Origin of the sequence: Agathobaculum sp. (assembly GCF_050946325.1) — a bacterium.
GTDB lineage: Bacteria > Bacillota > Clostridia > Oscillospirales > Butyricicoccaceae > Agathobaculum.
The window spans coordinates 1-11,921 of the sequence record NZ_JBMNUP010000049.1; the positions used below are offsets into that span (position 1 = coordinate 1).

At 55.0% G+C, this 11,921-nt stretch carries 14 protein-coding genes; 8 read left to right on the forward strand and 6 right to left on the reverse strand.

What is annotated here, in order from left to right:
• The 6 genes from accB to acpP form a co-directional block, all read left to right on the forward strand.
• On the forward strand, positions 1-456 hold a 456-nt coding region (gene accB, locus ACOYIE_RS05610), incomplete at its 5' end, for an acetyl-CoA carboxylase biotin carboxyl carrier protein (RefSeq protein ID WP_433411226.1).
• 182 nt (positions 457-638) lie between these two features.
• Positions 639-1,064: a 3-hydroxyacyl-ACP dehydratase FabZ gene (gene fabZ / locus ACOYIE_RS05615; protein WP_433411228.1), complete on the forward strand. Its 426-nt coding sequence runs from the start codon at positions 639-641 to the stop codon at positions 1,062-1,064.
• 11 nt (positions 1,065-1,075) lie between these two features.
• Complete coding sequence (gene accC / locus ACOYIE_RS05620; RefSeq protein ID WP_433411230.1) at positions 1,076-2,419, forward strand: acetyl-CoA carboxylase biotin carboxylase subunit; 1,344 nt, start codon at positions 1,076-1,078, stop codon at positions 2,417-2,419.
• Between the two features lie 18 nt (positions 2,420-2,437).
• On the forward strand, positions 2,438-3,313 hold the full coding sequence (gene accD, locus ACOYIE_RS05625) for an acetyl-CoA carboxylase, carboxyltransferase subunit beta (protein ID WP_433411233.1): 876 nt from the start codon (positions 2,438-2,440) through the stop codon (positions 3,311-3,313).
• Positions 3,306-4,094 carry an acetyl-CoA carboxylase carboxyltransferase subunit alpha gene (locus ACOYIE_RS05630; RefSeq protein WP_433411236.1) on the forward strand — a complete coding sequence of 263 codons (789 nt, stop codon included), beginning with the start codon at positions 3,306-3,308 and terminating at the stop codon, positions 4,092-4,094. The genes accD and ACOYIE_RS05630 overlap by 8 nt, the downstream gene beginning before the upstream one ends.
• Before the next feature lie 35 nt (positions 4,095-4,129).
• Complete coding sequence (gene acpP, locus ACOYIE_RS05635) at positions 4,130-4,354, forward strand: acyl carrier protein (protein ID WP_433411238.1); 225 nt, start codon at positions 4,130-4,132, stop codon at positions 4,352-4,354.
• A 49-nt stretch (positions 4,355-4,403) separates the two neighbouring features.
• Here acpP and ACOYIE_RS05640 read toward each other — a convergent pair whose 3' ends face one another.
• Together ACOYIE_RS05640 and ACOYIE_RS05645 are read right to left on the reverse strand one after the other, a co-directional pair.
• Positions 4,404-5,438 carry a hypothetical protein gene (locus ACOYIE_RS05640; protein WP_433411240.1) on the reverse strand — a complete coding sequence of 345 codons (1,035 nt, stop codon included), beginning with the start codon at positions 5,436-5,438 and terminating at the stop codon, positions 4,404-4,406.
• Entirely contained in the window at positions 5,431-5,931 is a 501-nt protein-coding gene (locus ACOYIE_RS05645; protein ID WP_433411242.1) for an RNA polymerase sigma factor, read from the reverse strand. Before ACOYIE_RS05645 ends, ACOYIE_RS05640 begins: the two co-directional genes overlap by 8 nt.
• A 121-nt stretch (positions 5,932-6,052) precedes the next feature.
• Here ACOYIE_RS05645 and ACOYIE_RS05650 point away from each other — a divergent pair, with 121 nt between their 5' ends.
• Entirely contained in the window at positions 6,053-6,547 is a 495-nt protein-coding gene (locus ACOYIE_RS05650; protein WP_433411244.1) for a hypothetical protein, read from the forward strand.
• Between the two features lie 101 nt (positions 6,548-6,648).
• Here the strand turns inward: ACOYIE_RS05650 and ACOYIE_RS05655 are convergent, their stop codons facing one another.
• Genes ACOYIE_RS05655 through typA form a run of 3 tightly spaced genes read right to left on the reverse strand, consistent with a single transcriptional unit; the run spans position 6,649 to position 9,123 of the window.
• Positions 6,649-6,864 carry a DUF1653 domain-containing protein gene (locus ACOYIE_RS05655; protein ID WP_433411246.1) on the reverse strand — a complete coding sequence of 72 codons (216 nt, stop codon included), beginning with the start codon at positions 6,862-6,864 and terminating at the stop codon, positions 6,649-6,651.
• The gene (locus ACOYIE_RS05660) at positions 6,864-7,250 is read right to left on the reverse strand and encodes a RidA family protein (RefSeq protein WP_433411248.1); all 387 of its coding nucleotides are present in this window, start codon (positions 7,248-7,250) and stop codon (positions 6,864-6,866) included. Before ACOYIE_RS05660 ends, ACOYIE_RS05655 begins: the two co-directional genes overlap by 1 nt.
• A 46-nt stretch (positions 7,251-7,296) precedes the next feature.
• Entirely contained in the window at positions 7,297-9,123 is a 1,827-nt protein-coding gene (gene typA / locus ACOYIE_RS05665; protein WP_433411250.1) for a translational GTPase TypA, read from the reverse strand.
• Between the two features lie 355 nt (positions 9,124-9,478).
• Here typA and ACOYIE_RS05670 point away from each other — a divergent pair, with 355 nt between their 5' ends.
• Positions 9,479-10,375: a LysR family transcriptional regulator gene (locus ACOYIE_RS05670; protein WP_433411252.1), complete on the forward strand. Its 897-nt coding sequence runs from the start codon at positions 9,479-9,481 to the stop codon at positions 10,373-10,375.
• 60 nt (positions 10,376-10,435) lie between these two features.
• Here ACOYIE_RS05670 and ACOYIE_RS05675 read toward each other — a convergent pair whose 3' ends face one another.
• On the reverse strand, positions 10,436-11,770 hold the full coding sequence (locus tag ACOYIE_RS05675) for an SLC13 family permease (protein ID WP_433411254.1): 1,335 nt from the start codon (positions 11,768-11,770) through the stop codon (positions 10,436-10,438).
• Positions 11,771-11,921: the final 151 nt, after the last annotated feature.

The following is an 11,921-nucleotide window of genomic DNA, read 5'->3' on the forward strand; positions in this document are numbered from 1 at the left end:
TCTGTTTTCATGGATATCAAGGAACTGAAAAACGCCGCCGTCGAGCTGATGGACGCGCTCAGGTCCCGCGGACTGGGCGAGGTGGAAATCGAGCTGGGCGACGCGAAAATTAAGATAAAAGCAGCCCAGCCGGCGGCGCAGGCTGTCTCTGCCGCGCCTGCGGCAGCCGCTGCGCCTGAAACCGCGGCGGAGCTGCAGCCGGCGGCAGAGGAGCCGCTGGCAGGTACGCCGGTGGTGTCTCCGATGGTGGGAACGTTTTATTCGGCGCCGTCTCCGGACGCGCCCCCATTCGTGCTGGTCGGCCAGAAGGTCAAGAAGGACGACACCCTGTTCATCATAGAGGCAATGAAGACGATGAATGAGATTAAGTCCCCGTGTGACGGCACCGTGGCGCGTATTCTGGCGCAGACGGGCGACTTGGTGGAGTATAACCAGACGGTCGTCATCATCGAATGAGCACAGGGACAGACGCTGTGCGCTGACTTCTTATGAAAATTGCCGCGCTGCGGCAATTTTTCTGTTATATGATGCGGCCGCACACGGTGAAAACGCAGCATAAAAATACGGCGGACTGTGTAAAGAAGCTGCCGGTATTTCGCGAAAACCCTTGTGCTTGAGAGGAAAGAGGTATAAGATATATGCTGAATAAAGAACAGATTATGGAGATTCTTCCGCACCGGCCGCCGATGCTGCTGGTGGACGAAATTGTGGAAATGGACGAAGAACATGCCGTGGGTCTGCTGCACTTGACCGGTGAGGAGTTTTTCTTCCAGGGCCACTTCCCCGGCAATCCGATCATGCCGGCGGTGTTCCGTCTGGAAGCGCTGGCGCAGACGGGCGGCGTTGCGCTGCTCAGCCTGCCGGAGTTCCGCGGCAAGACCGCGGTATATACCGGCATTGACAAGGCGAAATTCCGCGCGATGGCCAAACCGGGAGACACGCTGCGTCTGGAAGTGAAGTTTACCAAACGCCGCGGCCCGATGGCAGTGGCGGAAGGCATCGCCTGGGTTGGCGACCAGAAAGCTGCCGAGGCAGAGATCAAGTGCATGGTCATTACGGACTGAGGCGGGAAGAAATGTTTCAAAAGGTACTCATTGCCAACCGCGGGGAAATCGCGGTACGCATTATACAGGCCTGCCGTGACCTTGGCGTGATTGCGGTTGCCGTTTATTCGGAAGCTGACCGCGAAGCGCTGCATGCGCAGATTGCGGACGAGGCAGTGTGCATCGGCCCAGCCCGCGCGGCGGACAGCTACCTGAATATGCAGAATATTATCTCTGCGGCGCTGGCCTCGGGCTGCCAGGCCATTCACCCGGGATTTGGTTTTCTGTCCGAAAATCCGGACTTTGCGGAACAGACCACGCAGGCGGGGCTGGCCTTCATCGGGCCGTCCTCGGCCACCATCCGTCTGATGGGCGATAAAAGCGAAGCCAAGCGCAACGCAATTGCGGCCGGCGTTCCCGTTGCCCTGGGCACGGACGGACCGGTGCGGGATTTTGACGAGGCGATTGCCGAATCGGAACGCATCGGCTATCCGGTCATGCTCAAAGCCGCTTCGGGCGGCGGCGGCAAAGGCATCCGTGTGGCGCGCAGCATCCGCGATTTGAAGGAAGCATACGACGGTGCTTCTGCCGAAGCGGTTGCCAATTTTGGCGACGGCCGCCTGTATATCGAAAAATATATCGAAAATCCGCGCCATATTGAGGTGCAGATTTTGGGCGACCATTATGGAAATGTGGTTCACCTGTTTGAGCGGGAGTGTTCGATACAGCGCCGGCACCAGAAGCTGATTGAGGAATCGCCTTCCGCGTTCGTCACGCCCGAACTGCGTGCGCGCATGACGGAGGCGGCGGTGGCGCTTGCCAGGCGCGTGGGCTACCGCAATGCCGGCACGATTGAATTTCTGGTCGATGCGGACCGGAACTTCTATTTCTGTGAGATGAACACCCGCATTCAGGTCGAGCATCCGGTTACCGAGCAGGTGACGGGTGTGGACCTGGTGTGCGAGCAGATTAAAATTGCAGCAGGCGAGCCGCTGCCCTTTACGCAGGACGATTTGGCGCTGCGCGGGCATGCGATTGAGTGCCGCATCAATGCGGAGGACCCGAGCCGCAATTTTGCGCCCTGTCCCGGCACGCTGGTTTCCATGCATCTGCCGGGCGGGCCGGGCGTGCGTATTGACACGGCGGCCTATCAGGGCTATACGATCCCGCCGTACTATGATTCCATGATTGGCAAATTGATTGTCAGCGGCGTAGACCGCAGCCAGGCCATTGCCCGCATGCGCCGTGCGCTGGCCGAGACGCTGTTTGAAGGCGTTGTAACGGGTACGGATTATCAAATGCACATTTTACGTTCCAAAGCGTTTGAAGAAGCGCAGTTCAACGTCAATTCCATTGAACAGGGAGCGTTCGACTGATAAGAGAGGAGGATATCCATGGGGCTGCTTGACCTGTTTCAGAAAACAAGAGAAACCTCAATGGAAATGAAGCCGACGGAGGAGGGCGAAAACAAGGTTGTTGCCTGCAAGGGCTGCGGGGCAGAGCTGAAGGCCTATGCCTATGGCAAAAACCTGTATGTATGCCCGCACTGCGGCCGCTACGGCCGCCTGCTTGCGCGCACGCGTATTCGCCAGATTGCGGATAAGGACAGCTTTGAAGAGCTGTATGCCGAGCTTGCGCCGGCTGATCCCATCGAATTTCCCGGCTATGCGGAAAAAACCGCAGAGCTTGCGGAGCGGACGGGTATGAACGACGCGGTGAAGACCGGCGTGTGCCGCATCGGCGGGGTGGAAACCTGCATCGGCGTGATGGACAGCCATTTTATGATGGCTTCAATGGGCTCGGTGGTTGGCGAAAAGCTGACCCGCCTGTTTGAGTACGCCACCGAAAAGGGCCTGCCGGTGGTGCTGTTCACCTGCTCGGGCGGCGCGCGTATGCAGGAAGGCATGTTCTCTCTGATTCAGATGGCCAAAGTGTCCGCGGCGGCGCGCCGTCATTCGGATGCAGGGCTGCTGTATATCACCGTGCTGACCGACCCGACCACGGGCGGCGTGACCGCTTCTTTTGCCATGCTGGGCGATATTATCCTGGCAGAGCCGCGCACGACGATTGGCTTTGCTGGCCGCCGCGTCATCGAAGGCACCATCGGTCAGACCCTGCCGGAGGATTTTCAATCGTCCGAGTTCTTGCTATCGCATGGATTCTGTGATAAAATAGTTCCGCGCAATAAGCTCAAGGGCACGCTGGAAACACTGCTGAAAATGCATACGCAGCCCAAACCAAAGAAATGGCAGGTGTGGAAAAATGACTAATCGGCCTGCAAGCGAAAAAATGCGTATTATCCACGATACCAAGCGCCCGATGCTGAGCGATTATATTGACAATCTGTTTGAAGATTTTATCGAGCTGCACGGCGACCGGTATTTTGCTGACGACCATGCGATTATGGCCGGCGTGGGTTACTTCGGCGGGCTGCCCGTCACGGTGATCGGCCACCGGAAGGGCCGCACAATTGAGCAGAATATGGATGCGAACTTTGGTATGGCGCATCCGGAGGGCTACCGCAAGGCGCTGCGTCTGGCACAGCAGGCGGAAAAGTTTCACCGTCCTGTCATCAATTTTGTTGATACGGGCGGCGCGTTCTGCGGCGTTGGCGCGGAGGAACGCGGCCAGGGCGAGGCAATTGCCCGCTGTTTGTATGAGTTTATCGAGCTGCGCACCCCTGTGATTTCTGTGATCACGGGAGAGGGCGGTTCGGGCGGCGCGCTGGCGCTTGCCGTGGCTGACCGCGTGCTCATGCTGGAAAACGCGCTGTACTCGGTGATTTCGCCGCGCGGCTGCGCGTCGATCCTCTGGAAAGACCCCAAGCGTGAGGCGGAGGCTGCCGATACGCTGCGCATCACTGCGCAGGATCTGCTGGAGTTTGGCATTATTGAGGATATCATCCCGGAAGGCCAGACGAACGCGCAGCTGATTCGCAACGTCGGCAAGGCGCTGCGCGAACAGCTTGCGGAGCTGGGGGCAGAGCCGAGCGTGGACGTGCTGCTGCAAAAACGGTATGAAAAATTCCGCAAAGTCGGAGTTTTCAGATAAATAAATCAAGAATAATGTGAAGGAGTGCAACCCCAATGTTTGAGAAGATCTGCGAGCTGCTGGCTGAAAAGTTTGACGCCGATGCTTCCACCATGACGATGGACACCAAGATCAAGGAAGATCTGGAGGCGGATTCCCTGGATATCGTTGAGCTGATGATGGACCTGGAAGAGGAGTTCGGCATCACCATCCCCGATGAGGAAGCGACCCAGATGGTTACCATCGGCGATGTTGTCAAGTATCTCGAAGAGAACAAGTAAGAAAAAGGCTTCGGAACAAGGTTCCGAAGCCTTTTTCTTATTGGGGGGATTATTTGCTTTCCAACCGGAAGGTGACCTGCCAGTTGCCCTCCATTCGTGCATCTGTCGTGTACATATCGGTTGACAGTGCGCAGCAGGGCAGGTCTTCATAGCAAACCGGATAGACGAAATCGGTATAGGAAATATCGTTTTCGTAATCGTTATAGGAAACGGTATATTCATGCCAGATTTGCGTGCCGTCCGGCGCATGGAGAAATAGCTCGGCGTGATTGTCCCGCGCCAGTGGTTGGCTTGCCGCGTATTGCAGGTGCAGGTATCCGTCTGCGTACCCTGCGGCGGTCAGAGAGAAAATTCCGTCGTCACTTTGCCAGAGCGTGCCCTGCGGCATAAGAAAAGCATATCCGCCATTGCTGATCTGCTGATCGACTTCAGCGGGCATTGCCTCGAGCGAGCTTGCGCCGTTGATGGGATGGACTGCGGTTTGCGGCGCAAGCGGCACATTGGACAGGTCATAAGAAACCGCAGCACCGGCCTGCTTCTGTCTTCCGATCAAAAGCTGACGGCAGGAGAAGGTGAATTTATCGCCGATATACCGCTCTCCGCCGACATTGGCGATCTCAATATAGTAGGTGGCAGCGGCGGCCGCTGCATCGTATTCTACCAGATGGCAGTGTGACAGCTGGCCGATGCGCGCCGGATAATGGAGGGAATAGCTGTCGTACAGGTCGGGCGCGCTGTTTCCGAACAGCTTGCCGGTGGTATCGGTCAGCGTCAGGTAGACGCCCGCCGTATCGCCTTCGACAAAGGCTGAGACGACCTCCATGCGCACACCCTGATCCTCGCATACCTCGTTGACCGGCATCAGCGCCTGCGCGGCGGCGGGCGAAATCGCATACAGCGCCTGATATACCTCCGGCACATGGGCCGCCAGCGCGGGCGTCACGCAACCCATGGCAATGGCCGCGGCTACGGCCAGCGTTACGATGCGCCGCAGGCGGCGCGGTTTGCGCTTTGTTTTTTCGCGTCTCATGCGTGTGAGCGTGTCGGCGCACAGCGTGTCATCCGGCGCGATTTGTTCATTCATATTTTGGTACTGTGTGCGGAAATCCATCGTTCCACTCTCCTTTCAGCAGTTCGCGGAGCTGCGCCCGTGCGCGGGTCAGCCGTGTGCGGATCGCAGAGGGCTTTTCGCCGCTCATGCGGGCAATCTCCTCGGCGGTATAGCCCTCAAAATAATACAGGTGAATTGCGGTGCGGTATTTGGGCGGCAGCCGGCGCAGGGCATCGTCCAGCGCGTTTTCCTCCGGCGCGGGGAAGGGGATGCGGTCGTCCAGCGGGACATCGTGCCGCCGCCATGCTGCGCGCCAGTGGCTTTTCAGGGCGTTTAGCGTCACACGGATGAGCCACGCTTTTTCATGCGCTTCGCTTTCAAATGCCGGACGGCGGCGCACAACCTGCAAAAATACATTTTGAAAAATATCGTCCGCGTCATGGCGGCTGCGCGTCTGTGCGTAGGCCAGACGGTAGACCATGCTGCCGTAGGCCGCAATGAGCTGCTCGGGGGTTTTGTCTGTCATGCCTCAGCCTCCTTTCAACTGTAATACGCCGCACAGCAGCGGAACGCTACACGGTTTATCTGTTTTTTGTTGCAGCAGGGGACGGTAGCTGTTATAGTAAAAGAAAAGGGAGGGGATCAGGATGGAAGAAAATCTGAATGAAGTCCGGAGACCGGTTTACCGCAACCTGCGGATCATCTGGCTGTTGATACTGATTGGCCTTGTGCTTTCGTTTTGGGGCGATAAGTTCTCGGCGGTCGGCGTTGTTTTAGCTATCGTGCGGCTTGTGCAGGTGGGCGCGCTGGCCGACGTATCGGATGCGCTGGCACGCGCATACCGCGTGATGTGCATCGGGCTGGCGCTGACGATCGGCTGCCTGCTGCTCGGGCTGCTGGCGCTCGGCTCGATACTGAGCGTTATCTTTTCGCTGGCTGCGCTGGCAGGGGCGGTTGTTCTGCTTGTCTCGGAGTATTATTTCTATTCCGGGCTGGACGGCCTGATAGCTCTGCGCGGCTATGCCTATCCGCAGGGCCGTATCAAGTGGTGCTTCTGGATATCGCTGATCGGCATGGTAATCGCCGGCATTGCGAACGGGCGGGGGCGGTATGGCTTTCAGAAGCATGTGACATCGTGGTAATGGTCGTCACGCTGGTGCTGCTCTGGCAGTACCTTGAGGCGGTCAAACAGGCCGAACAGGATGCGTAACAAAAAGAGGACGGAAATTTCCGTCCTCTTTTTTTATTCGCCGATATACCGGAACCGCGGACCGGAGTAGCCGTCTCGCTCCACGGTTTCATTCCACATGGCGGCAGGGCGCACCCAGAGGCCGCCCTCGCCATACAGCGCACGGTATACGACCAGATCTTCCAGCGTTTCCGAGTGCTGGGCAATGCCGACGACCTCATATTCGCCGCCTTTAAAATGGCGGTACCGGCCGGGCAGGATGGAAGTCATCAGCCCTGTGCGGCGATGACTTCCACTTCAACCTTGGCGCCAAGCGGCAGAGCCGCTACCTGCACGCAGGAACGCGCCGGGGCGCCTTCGGGGAAGTACTTGCCGTATACGCTGTTGAAAGCGGCAAAGTCATTCATATCGGCCAAAAAGCAGGTGGTTTTCACAACGCGGTCGAACGCTACGCCGCCCTGCGCCAGCACATAGTGCAGGTTCTGCATGACCTGTTCGGTCTGCGCTTCGATAGTGGTCGCTTCGATTTTGCCCGTCTTGGGGTCAATCGGGATCTGGCCGGAGGTGAAGATAAAGCCGTGTGCGGTGATCGCCTGGGAATACGGGCCTACTGCGGCCGGTGCAAAATCGGTGTGAAGAACGTTTTTGATTGCCATTGAGGAAAACTCCTTTATTGATGATAATTTTTAATGAACAAATGGATTATTTCTTTCCGCCCTTGACTTTTTTCAGGCGCTCGGTGTTGGACAGGATCTTTTTGCGGATGCGCATACTTTCGGGCGTGATTTCGAGCAGTTCGTCGTCACCAAGGAATTCCAGCGCCGATTCAATCGACATCTGACGCGGCGGGATCAGGCGCAGCGCGTCGTCCGAACCCGAGGCGCGCATATTGGTGAGCTGCTTTTTCTTGCAGACGTTTACGGCCATATCTTCGCCGCGCGGGTTTTCGCCGACGACCATGCCTTCATACACCTGCGTGCCCGGCCCGATGAACAGCGGGCCGCGCTCCTGCGCATTGAACAGACCGTAGCCCACGGCTTCGCCGGCTTCAAAAGCGATCAGCGAACCGGTGGTGCGCTTGGAGATCTCGCCCTTGTACGGCTGATAGCTGTGGAAGACCGAGGACAGGACGCCTTCACCCTTGGTATCGGTCAGAAATTCCGTGCGGTAGCCGAACAGGCCGCGCGCCGGAATCAAAAATTCCAGACGCATCCGGTCCGCGCCCTTGGGGTTCATGGAAACCAGCTCGCCCTTGCGGAAGCCCATTTTTTCCATGACCGAGCCGACCGCGTCCACCGGAACGTCGGCAATCATGCGCTCAACCGGCTCGCACTTGACGCCGTCCACTTCGCGGAACAGCGCCTTGGGCGCGCCGACCTGGAATTCGTAGCCCTCGCGGCGCAGGTTTTCAATCAGGATGGACAGGTGCATCTCGCCGCGGCCGCAGACGCGGAAGGAGTCGGTCGTGTCGGTTTCGTTGACGCGCAGGGAGACGTCCTTGAGCAGTTCGCGGAACAGGCGCTCGCGCAGGTGGCGCGAGGTGACGAACTTGCCTTCGCGGCCGGCGAACGGGGAGTCGTTGACCGAGAAGGTCATTTCAACCGTCGGCTCGGAAATCTTGACAAAGGGCAGCGCCTCTACCTGTGCGGGGTCGCACAGCGTTTCGCCGATGGTGACGTTTTCAATGCCGGAGAAGCAGACAATTTCGCCTGCGGTGGCGGATTCGACCGGTTTGCGCTCCAGCTCTTCAATTGTGTACAGCGTGACCAGCTTGGCGTTGTAGGGCTGGGTTGCGCCGTGATAATCGCATACCGTAACCTGCTGGCCGACCTTGAGCGAGCCGCGCTCGATGCGGCCGATGCCGATGCGGCCGACGTATTCGTTATAGTCAATGGAAGAAACGAGCATTTGCGCCGGACCCTCGGTGTCCACCTGCGGGGCCGGAATATGCTCCAGAATCTGCTCGAACAGCGGGGTCAGGTCAGTGCCCTCGGTGTTCGGGGACATGGAGGCGGTGCCTGCGCGGCCCGAGCAGTAAACGATCGGGCTGTCGAGCTGCTCGTCGGTCGCGTCAAGGTTGAGCAGAAGCTCAAGCACTTCGTCGCCAATCTCGTTGAGGCGCGCGTCCGGACGGTCGATCTTGTTGACCGCAATGATGATCTTGTGGCCGAATTCCAGCGCCTTTTGCAGTACAAAGCGGGTTTGGGGCATCGGGCCTTCGGCGGCGTCTACCAGCAGAACAACGCCGTCCACCATTTTGAGGATACGTTCGACCTCGCCGGAAAAGTCCGCGTGGCCCGGGGTATCGACAATGTTGATTTTAACATCCTTATAATGCACCGAGGTGTTTTTCGCCAGAATGGTGATGCCGCGCTCACGCTCAATATCGCCGGAGTCCATGACGCGGTCCTCTACCACCTGATTTTCGCGGAACGCGCCTGCCTGTTTGAGCATCTGGTCAACCAGCGTGGTCTTGCCGTGGTCAACGTGGGCGATGATGGCGATGTTGCGCAGATCGTTACGAATCATATATGTTCCTCCCAAATCGGTTCTTTTCGTGCAGATAATATTATACTTTGTTTTTGTGCCCATTTCTACTACTTTTATCATCAAAAATGCCGGATTTCGGCGGTGAAAAACTGTAAAAAATTGCGGAAAAGGGGTGTGATGCATGGTAAACGGGGAAAAAGTGACGGTAAGAGGAGGGGGAGGGGCTGCGTCACTTTATACAAAACGAAGAAAAAGAGGGATTTGCAAACGATTTAAAACACGAGAAATAAAGGTGGAAAATAGATAAAATACATAGTATAATTTATATGTATTTGATAAAATATTTTTGATACAATAAATCGCGGTTGTGATATTGCATAAAAGGAGGATTTTCATGCAGCTGCTTCATCTGTATTACTTTAAGATGCTTGCGGAGACGGAGCATCTGCTGAATACTGCAAAAGCAATCCATATTTCTCCACCTGCACTGAGTACGACCATCTCCAAGCTGGAAGCGGAATTGGGTGTTGAATTATTTGATCATGTTGGCCGTAAAATTCGGTTGAATGAAAATGGGAAAATTTTGTATATTCATGTTTGCAATATTTTTTCGGAGCTGGACGATATTCAACGGGAACTTTCCAAATCTGCTGCGCCGCAGCAGGATATTGTTAAAGTTGCTGTTTCTGCAACGCCTATCTGGAATCCTGCACTCAGCGCCTTTACCAAGGCCCATCCAGATGTTATGATCAGCCATTCGCCGCTGCGCATGGAGCAGCTGCAAAATATGGAATTTTTGGAGCAATATGATTTGATTATTACCGATACAGGTGATATTGATAATAAGGCATGGGAACATGAATTCATTATTGAAGATCCGCCGGTATTACTGGTGAATCAGGACCATCCCTTTGTAGGAAGAGACCGCATTGCATTGTTTGAGGCGCGGGATGAGGACTTTGTGTCTTTGACAAAGGGGTATTCCTCTCGCAGCTGGTTTGAAAATTCCTGCAAGCAAGCAGGGTTTATTCCGCGTGTAGTGGCAGAGGTAGACTATATGCTGCGTACAAAACTGATTGAAAACGGATATGGTATTGGATTTAGTAGCGTGCTAGGGGCGCGCGCAATTACTTCTTCTGCAGTTAAAATGGTGCGTGTGAAATATCCACCGAATCCGCGGATGCAGGCTGTATTTTGGAAAGCAGGCGTTTCGCTTTCCAAATCAACACAGCTTTTTCGAGAGTTCCTGATTGATTTTTATAGCACTCCGCAGTATATAGGAATGAAATAAATAAAGAGTAAAAAGACCGGTTCGATGGTTCGAACCGGTCTTTTCTTTTGCAAGAAAACATCAGAAAGAATACATGATGGGGCAAAGCACAGCTGCGGCAATGCATAGAATAACGCACAGCGGTCCGCCAATTTTCACATAGTCCATATACTTGTAGCCGGCAGGCAACGTCTGCGTGCAGGCAGGGGTACCAACAGGAGTAGCACAGGCGAGGTTGGTCGCTACAGCGCCAATAGCGATAACAAACGGGATCGGGCTGATACCAAGCTGCATGGCAATCTCAATATAAATCGGGGTCATCATGGCAGCCAGTGCAGTGTTGGACATAAAGTTGGTCAAAACGGTGGTAACGATAACGCCAGCTGCCATCAGAACCGCCGTGGAAGCCGCTTGGCCACCAAACAGATTCAGGATGAACTCAGCAATAACTTTGCCGCCGCCGGAAACGTCGAGTCCCTTGGCGAAGCCTTGAGCTGCCGCCAGAATAACAAGGGTATTCCAGTCCATTTCAGCCAATGTTTTTTTCAGCGGCATACAGCCGGAGGTGATCAGAATAGTCGCACCGAGCAGGCCGATGATACCAACATTGAGATAAGGTTTGAATGCATCCTGTCCAGTAAGAATAAAGCCGATAATACAGAAAACAAGGACAATCAGCGCAAGATTTCCCTTCCATGCAGGAATTTTTTCGGATTCTTCATTCGCGCTGTTGGCTGCGAGCTCTGCAAAATAGTTGCCCTTATCGAAATCGGGGCTGTCAGGCTTCAGAACCTTCTTGGAGAGCGAATAGCCAATCGTGGCGAAATAGACGATCATGATCAGGCAAAGCGGAATCATAACCTTGGTCTGCTCAAACAAACCAAGACCATCTTCAAAGCCTTCGTAGCCCATCAGGACAGAGTTTGCCGTCTGCTGGGAAGTGGAACCAACCAGAGTACCGGCACCGCCGATGGCACAGGCAATACCTGCTGCCATGATAATCATCTTAGAACGGATTGCACCGTTGGACTTGGCTGCGCAGGCTGCAATCAGCGGCATCCACATTGCAATAGTACCAGAGTTAGACAGGAAAGCGGACATAATGGTACATGCGATAACAACTACGATCATGAACAACCGTTCATTTTTTGCTACAGGGCTGTTGCTGATTGCTCTACCGATTTTATTGGCCATACCGGTTTTGAACAATGCGTCGCCTACAATTGACATGCCGGCAACCATCATAACAGTGGTGCTGGAAAAGCCGGAATAAACATCGGCCAGCTTCATCTCAGGTAAAATAATACCCATTGCTAGGGAGGCAATCATAGCGGTCATTGCCAGCGGAATTTTTTCAATGACAAATGAAATAATTGCCAGAACTGTAATAATTATTGCTATTGTGCTAGAGGGCATACCGATATCTCCTTTCTGCCGCTAAAATACATCCCAAGAACCCCCACTCGGCCCTGAGATGAAGAATGTAGAAGGACGTCTCCCTCTTCACACATGTGCTATTGTCATGAACTTAACATAGGTTCTGTTCTGTGTCAAATAGAGCGATATG

Coding starts and splice junctions, on each gene's coding strand:
- fabZ (WP_433411228.1), top strand. CDS start 639: ATGCTGAATAAAGAACAGATTATGGAGATTCTTCCGCACCGGCCGCCG.
- accC (WP_433411230.1), top strand. CDS start 1,076: ATGTTTCAAAAGGTACTCATTGCCAACCGCGGGGAAATCGCGGTACGC.
- accD (WP_433411233.1), top strand. CDS start 2,438: ATGGGGCTGCTTGACCTGTTTCAGAAAACAAGAGAAACCTCAATGGAA.
- ACOYIE_RS05630 (WP_433411236.1), top strand. CDS start 3,306: ATGACTAATCGGCCTGCAAGCGAAAAAATGCGTATTATCCACGATACC.
- acpP (WP_433411238.1), top strand. CDS start 4,130: ATGTTTGAGAAGATCTGCGAGCTGCTGGCTGAAAAGTTTGACGCCGAT.
- ACOYIE_RS05640 (WP_433411240.1), bottom strand. CDS start 5,438: ATGAATGAACAAATCGCGCCGGATGACACGCTGTGCGCCGACACGCTC.
- ACOYIE_RS05645 (WP_433411242.1), bottom strand. CDS start 5,931: ATGACAGACAAAACCCCCGAGCAGCTCATTGCGGCCTACGGCAGCATG.
- ACOYIE_RS05650 (WP_433411244.1), top strand. CDS start 6,053: ATGGAAGAAAATCTGAATGAAGTCCGGAGACCGGTTTACCGCAACCTG.
- ACOYIE_RS05655 (WP_433411246.1), bottom strand. CDS start 6,864: ATGACTTCCATCCTGCCCGGCCGGTACCGCCATTTTAAAGGCGGCGAA.
- ACOYIE_RS05660 (WP_433411248.1), bottom strand. CDS start 7,250: ATGGCAATCAAAAACGTTCTTCACACCGATTTTGCACCGGCCGCAGTA.
- typA (WP_433411250.1), bottom strand. CDS start 9,123: ATGATTCGTAACGATCTGCGCAACATCGCCATCATCGCCCACGTTGAC.
- ACOYIE_RS05670 (WP_433411252.1), top strand. CDS start 9,479: ATGCAGCTGCTTCATCTGTATTACTTTAAGATGCTTGCGGAGACGGAG.
- ACOYIE_RS05675 (WP_433411254.1), bottom strand. CDS start 11,770: ATGCCCTCTAGCACAATAGCAATAATTATTACAGTTCTGGCAATTATT.